This is a genomic window from Hydrogenophaga sp. RAC07, assembly GCF_001713375.1.
Classification (GTDB): Bacteria; Pseudomonadota; Gammaproteobacteria; order Burkholderiales; family Burkholderiaceae_C; genus Hydrogenophaga.
In genome coordinates this window covers 1,815,953-1,836,762 of sequence record NZ_CP016449.1, presented here as the reverse complement: position 1 = coordinate 1,836,762, position 20,810 = coordinate 1,815,953, and the positions used below count along the sequence as shown (strand labels likewise).

Here is a 20,810-nt window from a genome sequence, read left to right as displayed (position 1 = left end):
TCAGGAGCCCGGCGGCGTTCGATGGTGTGAGCCGGCCGGATCGGGAGGGGTGACGACATGCGCTTCGCCCAGCGTCTCATGAGCACCCGGCGCGTCGAAGGCGTTGAGCAACACCGAGGTCAGTGCAGGCATGCTGCCCAGCGTTTTTGAGGTCGGCGTGAGGCCGGGGACAAAGCCGCTGCCCAGCAACCGTTGCAACAGCGCGGGATCGTCGCTGACCACATGCACGGGCACCTCCCAGGTCGCACCGCTGCCACTCACCAAGCCGGGCGGCTGGTGGTCGCCCACCACGATCATCACCACGGGCCGGGACGCCTGGCGCCGCAGGTGGTCGGTCATCCACGCATGCTGGTAGCGCATGCCTTCGAGGTACTGCGGGATGGCCTGTGCCAACGACCTGTCGGTGTGAGCTGTGGCGACCCCTGCATACGCGTGGGGGCCTGTCAACGAAGCCCAGTCGCTCACGAACGGCGCGATCGGGTGAAAGGGCGCATGGGTGCTGGTGGTGGCAAACACGGCAAAGCGCGGTGCTCGGGCGCGTGTCCGATCAAGCTCCTGCGCCTGCAGCAGCGCCATGGCGGCCTGGTCGGGAATGCGCCAGTAGCCGAAGTCCGGACCCTGGTAACCGATGCCGGCGTCGTCGGCCAGGCGGTCGAAGCCGTAGAACGCACCTTCGGGCCAGGGACGTTTGAGACCGGGCATCCAGCCCACCGTGCGGTAGCCGTGGCGCGCGAAGTGGCGCACCAGCGTGGGCCGGTCACTGGCCAGCAGCAGGTCGTGGTCGGCCGGGTCGCGGGTGTCCACGCCGGCGAGCAGCGCAGCGTGTGAGAGCCACGACGAGCCGCCGAAGGTGGGGGCGGTCACGCGCGCCGACACCACGAACCGGCCACCGTTTTCGATGGCCTGTGCCAGTTCGGCGCGTGGCCCGGCCAGAGCGGCGGCTTGCGCCGGGTCGTCGAAGGTGATGCTTCCGTAGGACTCGGCGAACACCAGCAGCACATCGGCTGGACCGTTGACGCCCACCAGACCTGACAGGTCGCCGTTGAAACCCGGGCCAGCACCAAGCGCCGCACGCGACTCACCGGGCAGCCACACACGCGCCAGCAGCTGACCCTGCAGCAGCAGGGTGGGCGTGATCGGCAGCGAGAAAAACCAGCGTGTGTCGCGCTGGTCCGGCACGTAGGCGGCGAAGCTCAAGGTGCAGGCGCCTGCGCCCGCCAGCAACCAGGGGCGGGGGGCTGGCCAGGCCACGGACAGCGCGAGCGCACCGACGACCCAGCGGACGAGCAGCGTGAGCAGCAGCACGCCGACCACCGCAGCGCCGATCGCTGCAGCCAGCTGCCAGCCCGGCATGGCCTGCACCGCGACCTTGAACAATTCCCCCGCATGGCGCCCGTCCCAATACACATTGACCGGTCGACCCATCACGGCGGGCGCGGTGACGTTGGCGTAGCGCACCACCACCAGGACCAGGAAGCCCGCGGTCCACGCCCAGGCTCCCCGCCGGGAAAGGCCGCCTCGCCACGCCACCCAGGCCATCAACGCCACCACGGCCAGGCAGAGCTCGAACGACAGACGCGGCATGTAGGCCACGCCGAAACCGGGCCAGCGGTTCTCAAACGTCAGCAGCGTGTTGAGCAGCCCGAAGGCCAGGACAAACCGCAGCAGCCAGCCCAGCGCCGGTGGCGGCGCCGACCTCACTTGCGCACGGCCTCGAATTCAATGATGAGCGGCACCTCGTCGCCGACCCAGCCGTTGGCCACTGCGTAGTTCATGCCGTAGGTGCTGCGCTTGAAGCTGCCGCGCGCCGACACGCCCATCACATAGGGCTTGCCCAGCGGGCCGCCCAGCGGGGACTCGGCACTCTTGTTCCAGGTGGCCTGCAGCGTGAGCGGCTGCGACTTGCCCAGCAGTTCCAGCTGGCCGCTGATGTCGAACGTCTTGTCGCCCGTGCGTTTGGCACCGCTGGCAGTGAACACCATCCGGGGAAACTCGCCGCTGTTCAGAAAATCCGGTCCCTTGAGGTGGTCATCGCGCTTGCGCTGGTTGGTGAACACGCTGCCCGTTTCCACCTCGATGCGCACCTCGGAGAGCGTGGCCGTGGCTTCGTCAAAACGGTAGCTGCCGCGCGCCGAGCGGAACATCCCGAGCACCTTGGCGTAGCCGATGTGGTCGACCAGAAAGGCCACGGTGATGTGGTCGGGGTCGAGTTCGTAGCGCGCGGCCTGGGCGTGGGCCGTGCTCATCCACAGTGGGGAACTGGCCGCGATGGCGGCCCAGACGAGGGCGGTTTTCAGGGGGTTGGCACGCATGGTTCACGTCTCCAGTGGGGTGGGGCGCTGCCGCGCCAGGGTTCGCACATCGGTGGCGAAAGACAGGGTCAACAAGGCCAGGCTGGCCGCGGCCAGGCCGGTGGCCAACATCGGCGGCACGGTGGGCCCGAGGCAGACGATGAGCGTCGTGATCTGAACCACGCACACGGTCTGGCGGCGTTTGCTCGGCGGCAAGGGTCCGTCCAACCAGGGCCAGGCCGAGGCCGCCGCCACGAAGCCATAGCGCATGAGTCCGCTGGCCAGGATCCACGGACCGGCCTGACCCGCCTGCACCACCAGCGCACACAGCACCAGGGTGAAAGCGGCGTCGGTCTCCATGTCGAATCGCGCGCCGAAGGCGCTCGCCATGCCGCTGCGCCGCGCCAGTGCGCCGTCCACCGCGTCGAGCAGCGCCGTCAACGTGGCTGCGACCACCAGCCACCACGCGGCAGTGGGCATGGCGCCCAGCGGCGCGCGGGGCAGGGCTTCACCGACCAGCGCGGCCATCAAGGCCATGGCCCCCAAGCGGACGAGCGTCACCCGGTTGGCGGGGCCAAAGCGCGCATGCGGATGGGCGCCAAGGCCACGCCAGAGCAGCCATGCAGCCGCCGCAAGCACCAACAGTGCCTTGGCGGTGTAGTCGAGACCCAGGCCCGCCACACCGGCCAAACCCAGGGCCGCAAGCAGCACCAGCGCAGCCACCGCCGCGAGGTCGCGCGCGGCGTCGCGTGCGAGGCCCTGGCGGTCTGCGATGTCCTGACGGGGCTGGGGCGTAAAGGGTGGGCTGCCTGCGGTTTTCATCGTCTGCAACATAAGATGGCCGTGCGGTCGCGGTGATCATGGCACGCACTCACCCTCTGACACGGCATATCCCTTTTCGTTCATGGCATCTCCTCCTTCCCCACCGAACACACCGGCCCAGGCCTGCTGGACCGTGGCGCCCGGCCGGGCCGAGGTCCGCAACCAAGCCTTGCCGGCCCTGGCCGATGGCGAGGTGCGCGTGCGCACCCTGCACACCGGCGTGAGCCGGGGCACCGAGGGACTGGTGTTTCGCGGTGAGGTGCCGGCCAGCGAGGCGCAGCGCATGCGCGCGCCGTTCCAGCAAGGCGACTTTCCAGGCCCGGTGAAATACGGCTACGTGAACGTGGGCGTGGTCGAGGCAGGGCCCGCCGAGCTATTGGGGCGGACTGTGTTCTGCCTGTACCCGCACCAGACCGTGTTCCAGGTGCCGGCCGACGCCGTGCTGCCGCTGCCGGCCGGGGTTCCACCCGCTCGCGCCGTGCTCGCCGCCAACCTGGAAACCGCCATCAACGCGCTGTGGGACGCATCACCGCGCCTGGGCGAGCGCATCGCGGTGGTGGGCGGCGGAACACTGGGCCTGCTGGTGGCCTGGCTCGCGGCGCGGCTGCCGGGCTGCGAGGTGCAGGTGGTCGACACCGAAGCGGGCCGCGCCGACGTGGCCCAGGCTCTCGGCGCCAGCTTCGCGCTGCCGGCGGATGCGCGACCTGACGCCGACCTGGTGGTGCACACTAGCGGGCAGGGCGCGGGACTGGCGACCGCGCTGCGGCTCGCCGCCTTCGAGGCCACCGTGCTGGAACTCAGCTGGTACGGCAACCGCGCGGTGAGCGTGCCGCTGGGCGAGGCGTTCCACTCGCAGCGCCTCACGCTCAAGAGTTCGCAGGTCGGGCATGTGGCCACAGCGCAGCGCGGTCGCTGGAGCCACCGCCGCCGCCTTGAGCTCGCGCTGTCGCTGCTCACCGATCCGGCGCTGGACTGCCTCATCACGCACAGTGCACCGTTTCACGAATTGCCGACCGTGCTGGAGCGCCTGGCCACCGGGGGTGGCGACACCCTCTGCCACCGCATCGATTACCCCGCTTGAAGAAAAGAGAACCCACCCATGTACGCCGTCAACGTCAGAGACCATTTCATGATCGCCCACAGCTTCCAGGGTGCCGTGTTCGGCCCCGCGCAGCGCATGCACGGCGCCACCTACGTGGTGGACCTGGAGCTGCGCCGCGAGGCGCTGGACGCCGACGGCATCGTGGTCGACATCGGCCTGGCCACCCAGGTGCTGCGTGAAGAGCTCGCTGCGCTCAATTTCCGCAACCTCGACGAAGAGCCCCAGTTCAATGGCCGCAACACCACCACCGAGTTTCTGGCCCGCCTGATCTTCGACCGCGTGGCCGCGCGCATGGCCGCGGGCGCGCTGGGCGCCAACGCCTTGCCGTCCGCCGGTTCGGCGGGTGTGCAACACATCCGCGTGACGCTCAACGAATCGCACGTGGCCTGGGCCTCGTACGAAGGTGCCGTGCCCGTGCGCGCCACCGCGTGAGCGCCATGCCCGGCCCGCGCGCCTGTTGCTTTCTGATCCCGGGCGACTGGAACCTGCCCACCGGCGGCTACACCTACGACCGCCGGCTGGTGCTGGCCTTGCGCGAGAGTGGCTGGTGGGTCGACGTGCTGTCGCTCACCGGCACCTGGCCGCACCCGGACCCGGCCGCGCTGGCGGCGGCCGGCGAGATGGTCGCCTCGCTGCCCGATGACACGCTGGTGGTGGCCGATGGCCTGGGCTTCGGTGCGCTCCATGAGCTGGCTGCGCAACACGCCGAGCGCCTGCGCTGGGTGGCGCTGGTGCACCACCCCCTGCACCTGGAAACCGGCTTGTCCGACAGCGTTCGCCAGCACCTGCTCGCTGGCGAAACGCAAGCGCTCAGGCATGTGCGTCGGGTCGTGGTGACCAGCACCAGCACCGCGGCCGACGTGGCGGCCATGGGCGTGCCGCAGGCCAGGATCGACGTGGTTCAACCCGGCACCGATCCCGTCCCGCTGCCCTCGACAAGGTCGCACAAGCCAGGTCCGGTGCGCCTGCTGTGCGTGGCCACGCTCACCGCCCGCAAAGGCCACGCGCTGCTGCTGCAGGCGCTGGCAGGATTGACGCATCTGGACTGGACGCTGCACAACGTGGGCAGCGCCACGCGCGACCCCGACACCGCGACCCAACTGCAGGCCCAGGCCGCGCCACTGGGTGAACGCGTGCAGTGGCACGGCGAGTTGGACGCGCGGGCACTGAGCGAACAATTTGCCGCGGCCGACGTGTTCGTCCTGGCCTCCTTGCACGAGGGCTTCGGCATGGTGGTCACCGAGGCCCTCGCGCACGGGCTGCCGGTGGTGGCCAGCGACGCCGGGGCTCTGGCGCAAACGCTGCCGGTCGACGCCGGCTTGCACGTGCCGGCCGGGGAGGTGGCTCCGCTGCAGGCCGCGCTGGCGCAGGTGCTGTCCGACGCCGCGCTGCGAGCGCGCCTGGCTGCCGGTGCACGCGCCGCTGCCGCAGGCTTGCCGACCTGGCCCATGCAGGCCGCGCAATTCGCAACCGTGCTGGAGGGCGTGGAATGAACGCAGCGCCGGGCCGTTCCCAATCAGGCGAGCACCACAGCCCGCAGGGCGAAGCTACGCCGGTGTGCACCGCCACCTTCAGCGCCGACTGGCTGCAACTGCGCGAGCCGTTTGACGCAACAGCGCGCGATGCAGCCGCGGATGAGCTCCAGTTGGTGCGTCGGCTGGCCTCGTTGCGGGCGGGTGCGTCACAACCCCTGCGTGTGATCGACCTGGCCTGTGGCACCGGCGCCAACCTGCGCTGGCTCGCGCCCCGGCTGGGCGGTGCACAGCAGTGGCTGGTGGTGGACCACGATGCGGATCTGCTGCGCTGCTGGCCCGAACGCTTGAACGCGGTGGAGGGCACACACACGGGCCCCGACAAGGGCCTGCATCAACCGCTTTCCTTTTCCGGTCCGGGGTTTGACGCCGACATCGTGCGGCAACAGATCGACCTGATGGCTCGGCTTGAAAGCTTGCCCTGGCACGCGGCCGACCTCGTCACCGCCTCGGCCTTGTTGGACCTGGTGGGCTCCACCTGGCTGCACCGGCTGGTGTCGGCCAGTGCCGCATCCGGCGTGGCCTTGCTCATGAGCTTGAATGTGGACGGCCGCCACGTGTGGGCGCCCGAGGACCCGGCGGACGCGACGGTGGATCGTTTGTTTGGCGAGCACCAGCGGCAAGACAAGGGCCTGGGTCCGGCGCTGGGCGCCGGAGCGGTGGCCGCACTGAAGCAGTCCCTGGAGGCGGCGGGCTACCGCGTGTTCACGGCCGCCAGCGACTGGTGGGTGGATGGCCGCACTTGCCCGCAGGCGCTGTCCATGCAATGCGCTTTGATCGAAGGCCTGGCGGCGGCCTGCGAGCAGAGCCCTGCAACGACAGCTTCCATCGAAGCCTGGCGTAAACGCCGCCTCGCCATCGCAGCCCACAGCCAACTGCGCGTGGGTCACCTCGACCTGCTGGCGCTGCCCGCTTAGGCAACAGGCGAACGCAACTCCAGATCCCAGAGCATGTCCTGCCCGAGAGGCAGGGTGTGCACCGTGGGGCGCGGGCAGTCGGCCATCACCGCGTGGGCGGGTGCCTGCAGGCCCCGGCGCCCGTTGCCGATCAGCACCGGTGCGACCACGAGGTGCAGGCGGTCCAGCGCGCCGGCGGTGAAAAAACGCGAGACGGTGATGCCGCCGCCCTCGACGAACAGGAGGTTCAATCCGCGTGCGGCCAGCGCAGCCACGGCACGTTGCGGGTGGTAACACGCGGTGGGCTCGGTGGCCAGCAAGCCGTCCACCGCCAGCACCTCGGCGCGCGCAGGCGATGACCCCAGGCGCGAGCGGGCCTGCGCCGCGTGGCGGCTGTCGCAGACCCACAGCGTGGATGCCTGGCCGTCGCGGAACACACGAGAAAGGCCGTCCAGCCGCGCAGCGGGGTCCATCACCACGCGCACCGGTTGCGGCCCGGGCACGCGCCGTGTGGTGAGCTGCGGGTTGTCGGTGGCCACCGTGCCGGCACCCACCAGCACCGCGTCACACAGCGCGCGCAGGCGGTGCAGGTGCAGGAGGCAGTGCGCGCCGTTGACGTAGTAGGAGTCGCCGGTGAGCGTGGCAACAAAACCGTCCAGGCTCTGGCCGAGCTGGGCCACCACCCAGGGGTTCGGACTGCGTACCCCGCGCTGGCGCGCACGTGCATCGAGCAGGGGTTTGTACAGGCCGAACAGGGCCGAGGCGCGCGCGCCGATGGATCCATCGATCGCCCAGCCGTGCTCGGGGCTGTGGGTCAGTTGCGGGGAGGGTGCACCGTCGCGTGCCCGCAGCAGCTGCAGCCACAAGCCCGGCCAGTCCTGCGGAACGTCCAGGACAAGATCACTGGCCGTTGAGGTGGGGTTTTGCACGGTGGTCAGCATCGAAACATCATCGCATCGAGCCCCCGCCAAGGCGCCAGAATCCGGCCAAAGCCCGGAATAGCCCTCGACTTGACGCCGCGCCCGTGCGAGGTCTACTTCCAGCTGGGCGTGTAGTACGGATCGTCGGCATCGACCCCTTCCGAAGCAGCAGCGCCTCCCACCGGCAGCCAGGCCAGGCACAGCGCGATGCCGAAGCCGGTGAGCAACAAGGGCAGCAACGACACAGGCGAAACGGAAGCCGCGCGCCAGGCCCACAACACCGCCACGGCGCAAACGGAGGCCAGCATCAAGGCCAGCTGGGCCAGCAGCAGCGAGCCACCCAGTGCACCCCAGCCGGCCAGCGCCATCGCAGCGAGCGTGAGCAGCACGGTGACCACCAGACCATGGCGACGTCCGACGGCGCGGGTGCCCGGCGCCTTCAGCGCAATGGCCAGGGCGGCCAGCAGCGTGCTGGCGAGGGCAAGCCAGGGCAGCATCTGCACGCGCGAAGTGGCTGGCCAGTCGAACCCGGGCCAGGCGGCCATGGTCAGCACGAGGCCGATCGCTGCACCCAGCGCGGCCCAGCGCAGGCCCAGGGGACGCATCAGCGCGCTGATGGCCAGCGCCAGCACGAAGGGCAGCACCAGGCTCTGGAACGCGGGGTGGTACAGGAATGACATGCGCGCATCATCCCACCGCGGCACGGCTTTGCAGTGCGGGAATACACTGCGGCTCCGCCAGAAACTTGTCCGTCCACCGCCCGAAAGAGGCCGCCATGTACCTGCCCCCGCAGTTCGCCGCCAAAGACCCCGCCATTGCCCGCGAACTCATGCGCGCGCACCCCTTCGCCAGCCTGGTGTCCACCGACGACGAGGGGTTCCCGTTCGTCACGCCACTGCCGCTGCACCTGGTGGAAGAAGACGCTGGCCTGACCTTGTTGGGGCATGTGGCGCGTCCCAATCCACACGCGGGCTTTCTGCGCCAGCGCAGCACCGCCCTGGTGGTGTTCCAGGGCCCGCAGGCCTACATGACACCGCGCGTCTACCCCGACCTCATCCGCGTGCCGACCTGGAGCTACCTGGCGGTGCATGCCCGGGTGCAGGTGAGCTTCATTGAGTCGTTCGAGGACAAGGATCGCTTGCTCAAGCACCTCATCCACGACCACGACCCGGCCTACGCCGCGCAGTGGCGCGCGCTGCCCGAGGACTGGCAGCACAAGATGATGGGCGGCATCCACGCATTCGAACTGCGCGTGGTCGATCTGCAGTGCAAGGTCAAGCTCAACCAGCACCGGCCGGAGTCTCATGCCGCGATGGTCGCGGCCTACGAAGCCGGCCATGAAAACGAGCGTGCCCTGGCCGGCTGGATGCGCCGCCTGGGCCTGACAGGGCAGGGCGCGTGAAACGCCGTGCATTGCTGCTGGCGGCGGCGCTGCTGCCGGCGTCGTTGTGGGCCCAGAGCTCGGCGACCGAACAGCGCTGGAAAAAGGAACTTGACGCCTTTGCCGCGGCAGACCGCCAGCAGATGCCGCCGCCCGGTGGCGTGTTGTTTGTCGGCAGCTCGTCGATCCGTTTCTGGACCGCTCTGGAAACCACCTTCGCCGACCAGGCCGTGGTGATCAAGCGCGGCTTTGGTGGCTCGCGCCTGTCCGAGAGTGCCGACCTGGTGCACCGGCTGGTGTTGCCCTACCAGCCTCGCCTGGTGGTGCTGTACGCGGGGGAAAACGACATTCACGAGGGCAGCACGCCACTGGAACTGCTGGGGCACTTCCAGCGTTTCGTGCAGCAGGTGCAAGGCGCCTTGCCGTCCACGCGCGTGGCCTTCATGGCGATCAAACCCAGCCCTTCACGCGTGGCGTTCATGGCCACCATGCGCGAAGCCAACCTGCTCATCCAGACCCATGTGCTGCAGCACGACAACCTGGACTACATCGACGTGCACACCGCCATGCTGGACAACGACGGCCGTCCCCGGCCCGAATTGTTCGTGCGCGACCAGCTGCACCTGAGCGCCGAGGGCTACGGCCTGTGGCGCCAGATCGTCTCAGCGCACCTGCGGCCCTGAACGCCGCGCGAGCACCTGGCGCCAACCGCTTTGCGCCTGTGCTTCCAGCGCCATCGCCACGGCAAAGAGCCCGGCGAATGCACCGGCCAACAGCGCCACGTCGGCGCTCCAGGGTCGCACCACCTGGGTGGAGCCGAAAAAGGCCAGCGTGAACAAGGCGATCACGATGTGGGCGCAGAACACCGACAGCGAATGCCGGCCCAGCAGCTCCAGCGGCAGAGGCCGCGGAAGCACCTGTTTCAACCACGGGCCAAATGTCACCAGCAGCACGAAGACACTGGCGAAATTGAGCACGCGCAACGGGCCCAGTGTCCATTTGTCGAGCAACATCGCAATCGCCGGCACGCCGGGCATCGGGTCCTGGCCCACGGTCTGACGCCACAGCAGCATGCCCGCCGCGTACACCGCGGCCGGGATCACCACCCACAGCGGGAAACGCGGCAACGGTTTGTCGCGGGCGCCCAGCCACAGGCCCGCCACCCACAGCGCCTGCCAGGCCAGCCAATGGAAAGCGCCCATGTCCTTGTAGGGGATGGGCAGGCCGGTGGCGCTCACGGCAAGTTCGTACAACACCTGGCCCAGGCCCCACTGCTCGGCCAGCCAGAGCAGGGCGCTGACCATGAGCACGCCTTGCCAACCCGTGCGCAAACCACGGCGCAACAGCCAGGGGCTCAGCAGCATCAGGGCGATGTACAGCGGCAGGATGTCCAGCAGCGGCGGGTTGTAGAGCAGCAGCGCCGCTCCCACCACCGCGGCTTGTGGATCGATGAAGAAGAACTCGAGCAGGCCCGTCACACCGCCCTGGCGGTTGTGCACGCCCAGCCAGGCGATCACCGTGAAGGCGAGCAGCAACAAGGCCAGCTGGCACAGGTAGAGCTTGAGCGCACGCTCATGGAACGCGCTCTGCATGGCCACCACACCGTCGCGCCGGGCGCGCTTGCCATAGACACGACCGGCCATGTAGGCGGAGAGGAACACAAACCCTTCAGCCGCCGATACGAAGCCGAAGGGCTGGCCCGACGGCAACGAGAAACTCGTCGGCATGTGGGTCAGCGTCATCAGCACGAGCATCAAACCCCGCAGGGCGTCGAGCTCCCAGCGGCGGTTGGAGGGGTGGAGGAGGGGCGTGGACATAGGGAAAACCAGAACAACCCGCGATGATGCCAGAGGGACGGCCGTCTCCAGGTGCAAAGGGGCGCTGTCCTACACTCGCCGGCATGCCCGCACTCACGCCGACCGACGAAGATTTCATGCGCCTGGCGCTGGCCCAGGCCAAGGCGGCAGCGGCCGACGGTGAGGTGCCGGTGGGTGCGGTGGTGGTGAAAGACGGTCAGGTGATCGCCATCGGCCGCAACGCCCCGATCGAAGGCCATGACCCCACGGCGCACGCCGAAGTCGTGGCCCTGCGCTCTGCAGCGCAGGCACTGGGCAATTACAGGCTGGAAGGTTGCACCCTGTATGTGACGCTGGAGCCCTGCGCCATGTGCAGTGGCGCCATGCTGCATGCGCGGCTGGCGCGCGTGGTGTTCGGCGCGGCGGACCCCAAGACCGGGGCCGCGGGTTCGGTGCTCAACCTCTTTGCACACGAACAACTCAACCACCAGACCGTTGTGCAAGGCGGCGTGCTCGCCGACGAGGCAGCGGAACTGCTGCGCGGATTTTTCAAGGAGCGACGTGTGAACCAGCATCCCCTGCGCGAAGACGCGCTGCGCGCGCCGGACGCCTGCTTTCAGGATCTCCCCGGCTACCCCTGGCAACCCCATTACCTGAGCGATCTGCCGACGTTGAACGGCTGGCGCATGCACTACCTGGACGAAGGTCCACCAGACGCGCCGCTGACCTGGCTGTGCCTGCACGGCAACCCGGCCTGGAGTTACCTCTACCGCAAGATGATCCCGGTGCTGCTGGCCAGCGGCGGCCGTGTGGTGGCGCCCGACATGATCGGTTTTGGTCGCAGCGACAAACCCAAGAAGGAGAGCGCACACAGCTTCAGCTGGCACCGGCAGGTGCTGCTCGAATTCATCGCACGGCTTGACCTGCGCAACGTGGTGCTGGTGGTGCAGGACTGGGGTGGCCTGCTGGGCCTCACGCTGCCCATGGAAGCACCCGAGCGCTACCGCGGCCTGCTGGTGATGAACACCACCCTGGCCACTGGCGAGACGCCTTTGTCGCCAGGTTTTCTGGCCTGGCGAACCATGTGCGCGCAGAACCCGGCGTTCGACGTGGCACGCCTGTTCGCGCGTGGCAATCCGCAGATGGGCGCTGACGAATGCGCCGCCTACAACGCACCGTTTCCCGACAAAGGGCACCGCGCGGCCCTGCGGGCATTTCCCGCCTTGGTTCCCGAGCACCTGGACGACGACGGTGCGGCCATCAGCCGCCAGGCGCAGGACTTCTGGTCCAGCCAGTGGACGGGGCAGAGTTTCATGGCCATCGGTCAGCAAGACCCGGTGCTGGGAGAGCCGGTGATGCGCGCCTTGCAACGGTCGATCCGCCACTGCCCCGAGCCGATGTTGCTGCCGCAGGCCGGGCATTTTTTGCAGGAACACGGCGAAGCCATTGCACAGGCCGCCGTGCGCCATTTCGGCGCCGCAGCGCCTCGATAATCGAGCTCTTTTGTCGCACCCGAACCCATGAGCCACATCTACATCTACTCCCCCTCCAGCGCTGTGCGCGACAAGGCCGCGTACCGCCGAGGTGTGGCGCGGCTCAAGGCCCTGGGGCACGAAGTCGAAATCGACGAAGCGGCGCTCACCAGCCACATGCGTTTTGCCGGTGACGACGAGACCCGGCTCGCGGCCATCGGCCGTGCCGCAGCCAGTGGCGCCCATGTGGCGCTCATTTCGCGCGGTGGTTACGGGCTCACCCGCATCCTGGGCGAGCTGCCATTCAAGAAGCTCACCAAAGCCATTGAGGGTGGCACGCAGTTCGTGGGTCTGAGCGACTTCACCGCCTTGCAGATGGCCCTGCTGGCCAAGACCGGCGCCTGCACCTGGGCGGGGCCGGCCTTGGGCGAAGACTTCGGTGCCGAGGCGCCGGACGACATCATGGAAGCGTGTTTTGACGACTTGCTGGCCGGGCATGGCGAAGGCGCGGGCTGGCGGCTGCCGGCTTCCGACCTGCCGTTCATGAAGCCTGCCAAAGCAGACGCGCAGCCCGAGCTGCGGGTGCGTTCGGCAACCCTGTGGGGTGGCAACCTCAACGTGATCTGCTCGCTGGTCGGAACGCCCCACCTGCCCGCCATCACCGGCGGCATCCTGTTTCTCGAAGACACCCACGAGCACCCCTACCGCATCGAGCGCCAGCTCACGCAGCTGCTCAACGCGGGCATCCTCGGGCGCCAGAAGGCGGTGCTGCTGGGATCGTTCAACCGCTTCAAGCTGGTGCCCGGTTACGACCGTGGCTTCAAACTGCAAACGGTGGTGGACTGGTTGCGCACGAAGACCAGGACCCCGGTGTTCACCGGCCTGCCGTTCGGGCATGTGGCCACCAAGGTGCTGTTGCCCGTGGGGCAAAAGGTCGACCTGATGGTGGAAGGGCGCGACGCCCTGATTTACTGGGGTTGAGGCAATCCGGGCGGCACGGCGCCGCCGGGTTGCCGGGTGCGGCTCAGCGGGTGCGCAGGCGCGAAGAGTCGATCAGGCTTTTGGGCACCAGGCCGGCAAACACGGGGGAAAGGCTTTGAACCCGGTGCACCGCGAGCGCTTCGCCATGCAACTGGCTCAACACGGCGACCATCTCGGCACGTGCGAACCACAGGGCGTGGGGGTCGTGCAGGTATTTGAGGCGACGCACCAATTGAGGATTGATCTGGGCGCCGTCGTCGCCAAGCACATCCAGCATCGCTTTTCGCACAGGCTCCAAGGCCTGACCGGGGTCCTTGTGAACCTCCGGACTGAGCAAAGCGGAAATGCTGTTTCGAATACTCGGTTTGAACCAGCGCATGGTGTGTCCTCAACGACTTTTTATGAATCCAGGCAAAGGATACGTTCTCTTACCGTGACCGTGCAATCCCGCACGTCGTTTGAGCGTGGAAAAACAACAAAGAAATCAAAGGTTTACGGCGGTGTTTTTATCTCATGCTTGAGGTATGTAATACCTTTGAGTCCATTTTTGGTGTCCGGAGGTGTCGGGGATTAATACCCGATCGGCGGCGGGTTGACGCGCGTGCGACACCCGGCAACCGGGTCATTGCAGCCGTGTTTTCTGGTGACAAAGAGCACCCTGGACCGTGTGCTCTAATCCAGCCGATATTCATCAGCTTTATGGCCGAACTGACAATTGCTTTCGTGGATCTGACCGGCAGCGTCTCGGTGTTTGAAACACTGGGTAACGACCGCGCCACGATGGTGGTGACCAAGCTCACCCAGTGGATCGGGGCCACCGGCATGGAGCACGGCGGGGTCGTCGTCAAGATGTTGGGCGACGGGGTGTTGCTCTCGTTCACCAGCAACCGCCTTGCCGTGGAAGCCATGGTCCAGATCCAGCAGGAGCACGCCAAACGGGTGGTCCAGTGGCCCAACCGCCTCAAGCTCATGATGCAGATCGGCATGGCCCGCGGCCAGGTCGTGGTGGTCGACGGCGACTGCTTTGGTGACGCTGTCAATCTGGCTTCTCGCCTGAGCGATCTGGCCGGTGGCGAACAGATCCTGGCCACCGACAACGTCGTGCGGGAGCTCGGTCCCCGCACCCCGGTTCGCAGCCGCAGCCTGGGTCCCATCCGCATCAAGGGCCGCACCGAGCCTTGCGAGGTGTTCCGCATCGAATGGCAGCAGGAAATGCTCTCCGAGTTCCTCACGCTGCCTGCCGACCTGCATTCGCTGACGCCACCGAAAGACGTGGGCATGGGTGGCATCGAACTGGCCTGGCTCGACAGCACCCGCAGCTTTGGCCTGACCGAACTTCCCCTGAAGATCGGCCGGGTGCCCGAGGCCGACTTTGTGGTGAGCGACCCGCGCGTCTCGCGCATGCACACCCGCATCGACATGCGCTCGGGCAATTACGTGCTCGAAGACATCAGCAGCTACGGCACCTGGGTGCGTTTTGCCGGTGGCGACAACGTGATTGCGCTGCGCCGCCAGGAGTGCATGTTGCACAGCGATGGTGAGATCGCGTTGGGTGCGCCCTTCACCGATTTCAGCGCGCCCACCGTGAGCTTCAAGCTGGTCAACGGCAACATGGTGCTGGGGCGCACGCCGCTTCGAAACTGACGGCGTCCCGCCGCGCCGCCGCGCTGTCAACGCGGGCGATGAACCGCTTTCCCAAAACACGCAGGAGACGCCATGCGCTGGATCAAACGTTTTTTCAAGCTGCTGGTGGTGTTGCTCGTGGCGGCCGTGGCCGCCGCTGCGTTTTACGCACAACGCAGCCTGCCGAAGATGGACGGGCGGTTGCAGCTCGGCGGCCTGGCCGCGCCTGTGGCGGTGCACCGGGATGCCAGCGACGTCACGCACATCCTGGCCAGCCGTGCAACCGATGCCTGGAAAGCCCTGGGCCATGTGCATGCGCAGGAGCGTGGCTGGCAACTGGAGTTCAATCGCCGCGTGATGCGCGGCGCTCTCTCGGAAGTGCTGGGTCCGGCCACGCTGGAGACCGACAAGCTCATGCGCACACTGGGCATCCGCGAAGCCGCCAGACGGCAGTGGGAGGGACTGCCGCCCGATGCGCGCCTGGCCCTGCAGGCGTACAGCGACGGGATCAACGCCTTCTTTGCCCACAGCTCGCAAGCGCTGTCGCCCGAGTTCGTGTTGCTCGGCACTGACCCGGGGCCCGAGGCCCGCGCCGGGCGCTACTGGGATCCGCTGGACAGCGTAGGCTGGTCCATCATGATGGCGCTGGACCTGGGCGGCAACTGGGGCAACGAGTTTGCGCGCCTCACGGCGCTGCAATCCATCGACACGCCGGCACTGTGGGAACTGTTCCCGCCGTACCCCGGCGAAACACCCGCGGCCACGGCCGACCTGGCCGGTCTTTACCGCGGCCTCGGCCTGTACCGGCCGGCGCCGGTGAGCACATCCAGCCACACACCCGAACCCAAGACCATGGCCGCGCTGATCGGCCGCGACATGGAGCGCTGGACCCGGGAGCTGGGCAACATCGAAGGCAAAGGATCGAACAACTGGGTGGTGTCGGGCGCGCGCAGCAAGACCGGCATGCCCTTGCTGGCCAACGACCCGCACCTGGGTTTGAGCGCACCCGCCATCTGGTACTTCGCGCGCTTGCAGGCGCCCGACGCAGACGGCGTCAAGGGCATGGACGTGATCGGCGCCACGCTGCCGGGCACGCCATTCGTGGTGCTGGGCCGCACTGCGCAGGTGGCCTGGGGTTTCACCAACACCGGCCCCGACGTGCAGGACCTTTACATCGAACAGATCAACCCGGCCAACCCGGCGCAGTACCGTGTGCCGGGCAGCACTGCCGAGCCTGTCTGGGCCGACTTCAGCCTGCGCATGGAAACCATCCGCGTGAAGAACCAGCCCGACGTGAGCCACATGGTGCGCAGCACGCGCCACGGCCCGGTGATCAGCGACGCGCAGGCGCGCCATGGCGAGGTCATCGACACCGGCAAGTTTGTGCTGGCCTTGCGCTGGACGGCCCTGGACGCCGACAACCGCAACGTGGTGGCCACGCTCGAATCGAACCGCGCGCAGTCGGTGGCCGATCTCACCAAAGCCTTTGCCGATTTCCACTCGCCCATGCAGAACGTGCTGATGGCCGACCGCAGTGGCGTGATTGCCTACAAGGCGGTGGGCCGGGTGCCGCTGCGATTGGCCGACAACGACATCCGCGGCGTGGCGCCTGCGCCGGGCTGGGAAGCGCGCTACGACTGGGTGGGCTGGCTCCCCTATGAAGACACGCCGCAGGACGCGGGCGAACGCGGCTGGATCGCCACCGCCAACCAGCGCATCCACGCCGCCGACTACCCCCACTTCATCACGCAGGACTGGGCCGCGCCGTACCGCCAGGAACGCATCGAAGCGTTGCTGGAAGCCACGCCGCAACACACGGTGGCGTCGTTCCAGGCCATGCACGGCGACCTGCAATCGGCCGCCACCGTGCGCCTGCTGCCGTACCTGCGGAAGACACCGTCGAGCCATGCGCTCGCTGCGGCCGCGCAAGCACAGCTCAAGGACTTCAGCGGCGAGATGCGGGGCAGCCTGGCGGCTCCATTGATCTACACGGCCTGGGTCGATGCCTTCACGCGCCAGGTGGTGGGCGAGCGCCTGGGGCAGGCGCGCTTCGAGACGCTGTACGGCAAACGGCTGTTTCGCAACGCGGTCGAAGGCATCCTGGAGCGCAACGACGCATCGTGGTGCGGTGCTGCCGGCTGCGAGGCAGCCAGCACGCGGGCCTTGGACCGTGCACTCGACCAATTGAGGCAGAAGCACGGCGACGACGTGACCGCCTGGCGCTGGGCCGAGGCCCACCCGGCGATCTCCATCCACCGGCCCCTGAGCAATGTGAAAGCGCTGGCGCCGTTCTTTGAGGTGCGCACGCCCACAGGCGGCGATCCGTTCACGGTCAACGTAGGCCAGTACCACCTGGACAAGGCCGATGCGCCATTCGCCAACCGGCATGCGGCCAGCCTGCGCGCCATCTACGACCTGGCCGACATGGACAACTCGCGCTTCATCTACCAGACCGGGCAGAGCGGCAACGTGTTTTCAGGCCGCTACCGCGACATGAGCAAGACCTGGGGCGCGGTGGAATACCGCGCCCTCTCGATGAAGCCCGGCGAGTGGGCCTCGACGCTGGAGCTCGTGCCCTGAGGGGCTTACTTCAGGTTGCCTGAGAGGAACTGGGCCAGGCGCTCGCTCTTGGGACGGGCCAGCACCTCGGCGGGCACACCTTGTTCTTCGATGCAGCCCTTGTGCAGGAAGATCAGGTGCGATGACACCTCGCGCGCAAAGCCCATTTCGTGCGTGACCACCACCATGGTGCGGCCTTCTTCGGCCAGCAGCTTCATCACGCGCAGCACCTCGCCCACCAGTTCCGGGTCGAGCGCGCTGGTGGGTTCGTCGAACAGCATCACGTCGGGTTCCACGGCCAACGCGCGGGCGATGGCCACACGCTGCTGCTGACCGCCACTCATGTGCGAGGGGTAGCGGTCTTCCACACCGCGCAGGCCCACGCGCTCCAGATAGCGCCGCGCGGTCTCCACCGCCTTGTCTTTCGGGATGCCCAACACATTCACCGGCGCTTCGATGATGTTCTGCAGCACCGTCATGTGGGCCCAGAGGTTGAAGTGCTGGAACACCATGGCGAGTTTGGTGCGCAGGCGCTGCAGTTGCGCGGCGTTGACCGCCCGCAACTCGCCGTGTTTGTCCGCCTTGAGCTGCAGCTCCTCGCCGTCCAGGACGATGCGACCGGTGTTGGGGTTCTCCAGCAGGTTGATGCAGCGCAGCAGCGTGCTCTTGCCCGAGCCGGAACTGCCGATGAGGCTGATCACGTCGCCGGCGCGCGCCTGCAGCGACACACCCTTGAGCACTTCGTTGGCGCCAAAGCGCTTGTGGATGTCGTGCACCTCCAGCAAGGGGCGGCCGGGCGTTCGGGTGGCGGTGGTTTCTGCAGTCATGGTCGATGCCCGATGGAATGAAAACTCAGGCGCCCAGCAGGTCGCCGGAGCGGAACGGTGTGGCGCCGGCGATCTTGCCGACCTCGCCGCCTGCAACGATGTAGCGTTCGCGCACGGTGGCGTACAGCACGCCCGGAACCTCGGCGCGCACCTCATGCACCCGGGCCTGCCCCGCGGCTGTGGGGTCGATCACCTCGGCCACCACGTCACCCACGTCCACACGACCGCCGGGTCTCACCAGAAACACCAGCACACCCGGCACCGGCGAGCGCAAGGTCTGCGAACCCGCCAGCGGCGTGGGCTTGCAGGCCAAGGGGGGCAAAGAGGGTGTTGCGGCAGCGGCCAGGGCGCCTGCATGTTCCAGGAACGAGAAGATGGCTTGGGCGTCTTTGCGCGCCAGGTCGTGCGACACATCGCCCTCGCCACGCAGTTCCACCGTGGCACTGGCGCAGCCTTGGGGCAGGGGAGCGTTGACACCCGATGCGCGCAGGGCGGCGGCCAACTGCCACCACAGGCCCGAGAGGCGTTCGTCAAAAGGCCCGCCACCCGACTCGCGCGCCAGCAGCACGGCCTGGCAGCCCAGCAGGCGCGCCAGCGGTTCAAGCGGAGGCCAGCAGGCGTCTTCGCTGTAGAGGTGCATCACCGCGTCGTTGTCGCAATGCAGGTCAAGCACGAGGTCAGCGTCGTGCGAGAGCAGCAGCAACTGCCGGCGCAGGCTGTCGAGTTCGCTGGCCGGTTGCCACTGGGTCAGCCACTGGCCGACCAGTTGGCGCACCGTGGCCAGATTGGCTTGGGCGTCGGGACCCAGCCGGGAGCGGGCATCGGCCAGCACCGCTTCAGCCATGTCCGGGTAGTGGCGGTTGAAGTTTTGTGCGGTGTCGAATTCGAACCGGCCCATGGCGCGGTGGTCCAGGCGTTGGCTCAGACCGATCGGATTGGCCGCAGGCACCAGGATCACCTCGCCGCGCAGCAGGCCTGCGGCGTCGGCCGCCTCCAGCCGCTGACGCAGGTGGTGCGCGACCAGCATGCCGGGCAACTCTTCGGCGTGCAGGCTGGCCTGGATGTAGACCTTGGGCCGTGCGCCGGGCGTACCGAAGTGAAAAGCCACCAGGGCTTTCTGGCTGCCCAGGCTCGGGCTCAGCAGAGGGTATTCGGTGCGTTGCATGGTTCGACGGAAGCCACGCGCCTCAATGGCCGCGCGGTGCCAGATGGGCCAGGAAACGCCGCTCGGCGAGCTTGAACAAGCCCACCAGGCTGAAGGTGATGGTCAGGTAGATCGCGGCGGCAAAGATGTAGGCCTCGAAGGGCAGGTAGAAGTCGGAATAGATGCGGCTGGCCGCAGCGGTCACGTCCAGCATGGCGGGCACGGTGCTGGCCAGGCTGGTGGCGTGCAGCATCATCACCACCTCGTTGCTGTAGGCCGGCAGCGTGCGGCGGATGGCGCTGGGCAGCACGATGCGGCGCATGGCGGTGGCCGGGCTCATGCCCATGGCCTGAGCCGCTTCAATTTCACCGGCCGAGGTTTCGCGGATCGCTCCCGCCAGCATCTCGGCGGTGTAGCCCGCGGTGTTCAGGCTGAAGGCCAGCAGCGCGCAGAAAAACGGCTCTTTGAAATGCGTCCAGGGCCACACATCGTTCCAGCGGTCCTGGATCCAGTCCAGTTGCGCCAGGCCGTAGTAAATGAGGTAGAGCTGGATCAGCAGTGGCGTGCCGCGGATGACGTAGGTGTAGGCGCCGACGAGCCAGCGCAGGGGTTTGATCGGGCTCGTCAAGGCCAGCGCAAACAGCACGGCGAGCACCGTACCCACGCCCAGCGACGAGAGCAGAAGCCACAAGGTGGTGATTAGCCCTTCGCCGTACATGGCCAAGGTGCTGGGGCGAAAAATGACTTCCCACTTCATGTGCAGCGGCTCAGGCGTTGGCGCGTTTCACGCCGAGGCTGAAGCGTCGGTCCAGCCAGCGCAGCGCCCACAGCGACACCGAGGTGTAGACCAGGAACAGCGCCGCGGCGAAGAGGAAGAAGGTGAAGGGCTCGCGCGTGGCAGCACTCGCCTGCTTGGCCAGGTAGGTCATTTCCTGCAGGCCGATCAGGCTGACGAGCGCGGTGGCCTTGATCAGGACCAGCCAGTTGTTGGTGAAGCCGGGGAGGGCATAACGGACCATCTGCGGTGCGGTGATGCGCAGAAACGTGCGCACAGGTCCCATGCCGAAGGCCCAGGCTGCTTCCATCTGGCCTTTGGGGATCGAGAGGATGGCGCCGCGGAAAGTCTCGGTCATGTAGGCGCCATAAATGAAGCCGATGGTGAGCACGCCGGCGAGAAACGGGTTGATGTCGACCGAAGCCTTGCTGCCCATCGCTTCGAGCAGGTTGTTCAGGCCGATCGTGCCGCCGTAATAGATGAGCAGCATGAGCACCAGCTCGGGCACACCCCGCACCAGCGTGGTGTAAACCGTGGCCAGCCCCACCAGGATGGGGCGGCCGGACAGTTTGGCCACAGCACCCAGCAGACCCAGCAGCACGGCCACCATCAAGGCGGCCAGTGATACGCCCACCGTGAGGAGGGCGCCCTGCAGGATCGAGCTGAAGTAGCCGGACAAAACGCGGCAG

Annotated in this window: 21 protein-coding genes; 10 read left to right on the top strand and 11 right to left on the bottom strand. The window is 67.6% G+C overall.

Annotated elements, in window-relative coordinates; genetic code table 11:
* The 3 genes from BSY239_RS08585 to BSY239_RS08575 are packed head-to-tail and all read right to left on the bottom strand — an operon-like array spanning position 1 to position 3,113.
* Positions 1-1,701, bottom strand: a complete 1,701-nt coding sequence (locus tag BSY239_RS08585; protein ID WP_069046477.1) for a sulfatase-like hydrolase/transferase — start codon at positions 1,699-1,701, stop codon at positions 1-3.
* Complete coding sequence (locus tag BSY239_RS08580; RefSeq protein ID WP_069046476.1) at positions 1,698-2,312, bottom strand: YceI family protein; 615 nt, start codon at positions 2,310-2,312, stop codon at positions 1,698-1,700. The genes BSY239_RS08585 and BSY239_RS08580 overlap by 4 nt, the downstream gene beginning before the upstream one ends.
* A gap of 3 nt (positions 2,313-2,315) precedes the next feature.
* On the bottom strand, positions 2,316-3,113 hold the full coding sequence (locus BSY239_RS08575; RefSeq protein WP_069048878.1) for a CDP-alcohol phosphatidyltransferase family protein: 798 nt from the start codon (positions 3,111-3,113) through the stop codon (positions 2,316-2,318).
* Between the two features lie 82 nt (positions 3,114-3,195).
* On the opposite strand from BSY239_RS08575, the gene BSY239_RS08570 reads away from it, so the two are divergent.
* From BSY239_RS08570 to BSY239_RS08555, 4 genes are read left to right on the top strand one after another with little or no spacing between them, the layout of a single operon-like run.
* Positions 3,196-4,194, top strand: coding sequence for a zinc-dependent alcohol dehydrogenase (locus tag BSY239_RS08570; RefSeq protein ID WP_069046475.1), 999 nt, complete (start codon positions 3,196-3,198; stop codon positions 4,192-4,194).
* Between the two features lie 18 nt (positions 4,195-4,212).
* Positions 4,213-4,647, top strand: a complete 435-nt coding sequence (locus BSY239_RS08565; RefSeq protein ID WP_069046474.1) for a 6-pyruvoyl trahydropterin synthase family protein — start codon at positions 4,213-4,215, stop codon at positions 4,645-4,647.
* A 5-nt stretch (positions 4,648-4,652) separates the two neighbouring features.
* Entirely contained in the window at positions 4,653-5,708 is a 1,056-nt protein-coding gene (locus tag BSY239_RS22820; RefSeq protein WP_069046473.1) for a glycosyltransferase family 4 protein, read from the top strand.
* Complete coding sequence (locus tag BSY239_RS08555; protein ID WP_083239889.1) at positions 5,705-6,664, top strand: class I SAM-dependent methyltransferase; 960 nt, start codon at positions 5,705-5,707, stop codon at positions 6,662-6,664. Before BSY239_RS22820 ends, BSY239_RS08555 begins: the two co-directional genes overlap by 4 nt.
* On the opposite strand, the gene BSY239_RS08550 is transcribed toward BSY239_RS08555, so the two are convergent.
* Both BSY239_RS08550 and BSY239_RS08545 read right to left on the bottom strand, forming a co-directional pair.
* Positions 6,661-7,572 (bottom strand): RibD family protein, encoded by a 912-nt coding sequence (locus BSY239_RS08550; RefSeq protein WP_216637510.1) that lies wholly within the window; start codon positions 7,570-7,572, stop codon positions 6,661-6,663. The two genes, BSY239_RS08555 and BSY239_RS08550, sit on opposite strands and share 4 nt — an antisense overlap.
* 104 nt (positions 7,573-7,676) lie before the next feature.
* Entirely contained in the window at positions 7,677-8,243 is a 567-nt protein-coding gene (locus BSY239_RS08545; protein ID WP_069046471.1) for a hypothetical protein, read from the bottom strand.
* A 95-nt stretch (positions 8,244-8,338) separates the two neighbouring features.
* Between BSY239_RS08545 and BSY239_RS08540 the strand changes: the two genes are divergently transcribed.
* Positions 8,339-8,965: an FMN-binding negative transcriptional regulator gene (locus tag BSY239_RS08540; RefSeq protein ID WP_069048876.1), complete on the top strand. Its 627-nt coding sequence runs from the start codon at positions 8,339-8,341 to the stop codon at positions 8,963-8,965.
* A complete protein-coding gene (locus tag BSY239_RS08535; RefSeq protein ID WP_069046470.1) occupies positions 8,962-9,627 on the top strand; it encodes a GDSL-type esterase/lipase family protein in 666 nt (221 codons plus the stop codon). Before BSY239_RS08540 ends, BSY239_RS08535 begins: the two co-directional genes overlap by 4 nt.
* On the opposite strand, the gene opgC is transcribed toward BSY239_RS08535, so the two are convergent.
* The gene (gene opgC, locus BSY239_RS08530; protein WP_069046469.1) at positions 9,607-10,761 is read right to left on the bottom strand and encodes an OpgC domain-containing protein; all 1,155 of its coding nucleotides are present in this window, start codon (positions 10,759-10,761) and stop codon (positions 9,607-9,609) included. The two genes, BSY239_RS08535 and opgC, sit on opposite strands and share 21 nt — an antisense overlap.
* A gap of 83 nt (positions 10,762-10,844) precedes the next feature.
* On the opposite strand from opgC, the gene tadA reads away from it, so the two are divergent.
* Together tadA and BSY239_RS08520 are read left to right on the top strand one after the other, a co-directional pair.
* Positions 10,845-12,233, top strand: coding sequence for a tRNA adenosine(34) deaminase TadA (gene tadA, locus BSY239_RS08525; protein ID WP_069046468.1), 1,389 nt, complete (start codon positions 10,845-10,847; stop codon positions 12,231-12,233).
* A 27-nt stretch (positions 12,234-12,260) separates the two neighbouring features.
* Complete coding sequence (locus BSY239_RS08520; protein WP_069046467.1) at positions 12,261-13,193, top strand: LD-carboxypeptidase; 933 nt, start codon at positions 12,261-12,263, stop codon at positions 13,191-13,193.
* A 43-nt stretch (positions 13,194-13,236) separates the two neighbouring features.
* Here the strand turns inward: BSY239_RS08520 and BSY239_RS08515 are convergent, their stop codons facing one another.
* Positions 13,237-13,572 (bottom strand): hypothetical protein, encoded by a 336-nt coding sequence (locus tag BSY239_RS08515; RefSeq protein ID WP_069046466.1) that lies wholly within the window; start codon positions 13,570-13,572, stop codon positions 13,237-13,239.
* Positions 13,573-13,892: 320 nt separating this feature from the next.
* Between BSY239_RS08515 and BSY239_RS08510 the strand changes: the two genes are divergently transcribed.
* Together BSY239_RS08510 and BSY239_RS08505 are read left to right on the top strand one after the other, a co-directional pair.
* Complete coding sequence (locus BSY239_RS08510; RefSeq protein WP_069046465.1) at positions 13,893-14,837, top strand: adenylate/guanylate cyclase domain-containing protein; 945 nt, start codon at positions 13,893-13,895, stop codon at positions 14,835-14,837.
* 72 nt (positions 14,838-14,909) lie between these two features.
* Entirely contained in the window at positions 14,910-17,396 is a 2,487-nt protein-coding gene (locus tag BSY239_RS08505) for a penicillin acylase family protein (protein ID WP_069046464.1), read from the top strand.
* 5 nt (positions 17,397-17,401) lie between these two features.
* Here the strand turns inward: BSY239_RS08505 and BSY239_RS08500 are convergent, their stop codons facing one another.
* From BSY239_RS08500 to BSY239_RS08485, 4 genes are read right to left on the bottom strand one after another with little or no spacing between them, the layout of a single operon-like run.
* Positions 17,402-18,202 carry an ABC transporter ATP-binding protein gene (locus BSY239_RS08500; protein WP_069046463.1) on the bottom strand — a complete coding sequence of 267 codons (801 nt, stop codon included), beginning with the start codon at positions 18,200-18,202 and terminating at the stop codon, positions 17,402-17,404.
* 25 nt (positions 18,203-18,227) lie between these two features.
* Positions 18,228-19,367: a M14 family metallopeptidase gene (locus BSY239_RS08495; RefSeq protein ID WP_069046462.1), complete on the bottom strand. Its 1,140-nt coding sequence runs from the start codon at positions 19,365-19,367 to the stop codon at positions 18,228-18,230.
* Between the two features lie 22 nt (positions 19,368-19,389).
* A complete protein-coding gene (locus BSY239_RS08490) occupies positions 19,390-20,103 on the bottom strand; it encodes an ABC transporter permease (protein ID WP_069046461.1) in 714 nt (237 codons plus the stop codon).
* 10 nt (positions 20,104-20,113) lie between these two features.
* A complete protein-coding gene (locus BSY239_RS08485) occupies positions 20,114-20,800 on the bottom strand; it encodes an ABC transporter permease (RefSeq protein WP_083239886.1) in 687 nt (228 codons plus the stop codon).
* Between the last annotated feature and the right edge of the window lie 10 nt (positions 20,801-20,810).

Coding starts and splice junctions, on each gene's coding strand:
- opgC (WP_069046469.1), bottom strand. CDS start 10,761: ATGTCCACGCCCCTCCTCCACCCCTCCAACCGCCGCTGGGAGCTCGAC.
- BSY239_RS08555 (WP_083239889.1), top strand. CDS start 5,705: ATGAACGCAGCGCCGGGCCGTTCCCAATCAGGCGAGCACCACAGCCCG.
- tadA (WP_069046468.1), top strand. CDS start 10,845: ATGCCCGCACTCACGCCGACCGACGAAGATTTCATGCGCCTGGCGCTG.
- BSY239_RS08515 (WP_069046466.1), bottom strand. CDS start 13,572: ATGCGCTGGTTCAAACCGAGTATTCGAAACAGCATTTCCGCTTTGCTC.
- BSY239_RS22820 (WP_069046473.1), top strand. CDS start 4,653: ATGCCCGGCCCGCGCGCCTGTTGCTTTCTGATCCCGGGCGACTGGAAC.
- BSY239_RS08570 (WP_069046475.1), top strand. CDS start 3,196: ATGGCATCTCCTCCTTCCCCACCGAACACACCGGCCCAGGCCTGCTGG.
- BSY239_RS08520 (WP_069046467.1), top strand. CDS start 12,261: ATGAGCCACATCTACATCTACTCCCCCTCCAGCGCTGTGCGCGACAAG.
- BSY239_RS08495 (WP_069046462.1), bottom strand. CDS start 19,367: ATGCAACGCACCGAATACCCTCTGCTGAGCCCGAGCCTGGGCAGCCAG.
- BSY239_RS08545 (WP_069046471.1), bottom strand. CDS start 8,243: ATGTCATTCCTGTACCACCCCGCGTTCCAGAGCCTGGTGCTGCCCTTC.
- BSY239_RS08575 (WP_069048878.1), bottom strand. CDS start 3,113: ATGAAAACCGCAGGCAGCCCACCCTTTACGCCCCAGCCCCGTCAGGAC.
- BSY239_RS08565 (WP_069046474.1), top strand. CDS start 4,213: ATGTACGCCGTCAACGTCAGAGACCATTTCATGATCGCCCACAGCTTC.
- BSY239_RS08540 (WP_069048876.1), top strand. CDS start 8,339: ATGTACCTGCCCCCGCAGTTCGCCGCCAAAGACCCCGCCATTGCCCGC.
- BSY239_RS08505 (WP_069046464.1), top strand. CDS start 14,910: ATGCGCTGGATCAAACGTTTTTTCAAGCTGCTGGTGGTGTTGCTCGTG.
- BSY239_RS08580 (WP_069046476.1), bottom strand. CDS start 2,312: ATGCGTGCCAACCCCCTGAAAACCGCCCTCGTCTGGGCCGCCATCGCG.
- BSY239_RS08490 (WP_069046461.1), bottom strand. CDS start 20,103: ATGAAGTGGGAAGTCATTTTTCGCCCCAGCACCTTGGCCATGTACGGC.
- BSY239_RS08500 (WP_069046463.1), bottom strand. CDS start 18,202: ATGACTGCAGAAACCACCGCCACCCGAACGCCCGGCCGCCCCTTGCTG.
- BSY239_RS08510 (WP_069046465.1), top strand. CDS start 13,893: ATGGCCGAACTGACAATTGCTTTCGTGGATCTGACCGGCAGCGTCTCG.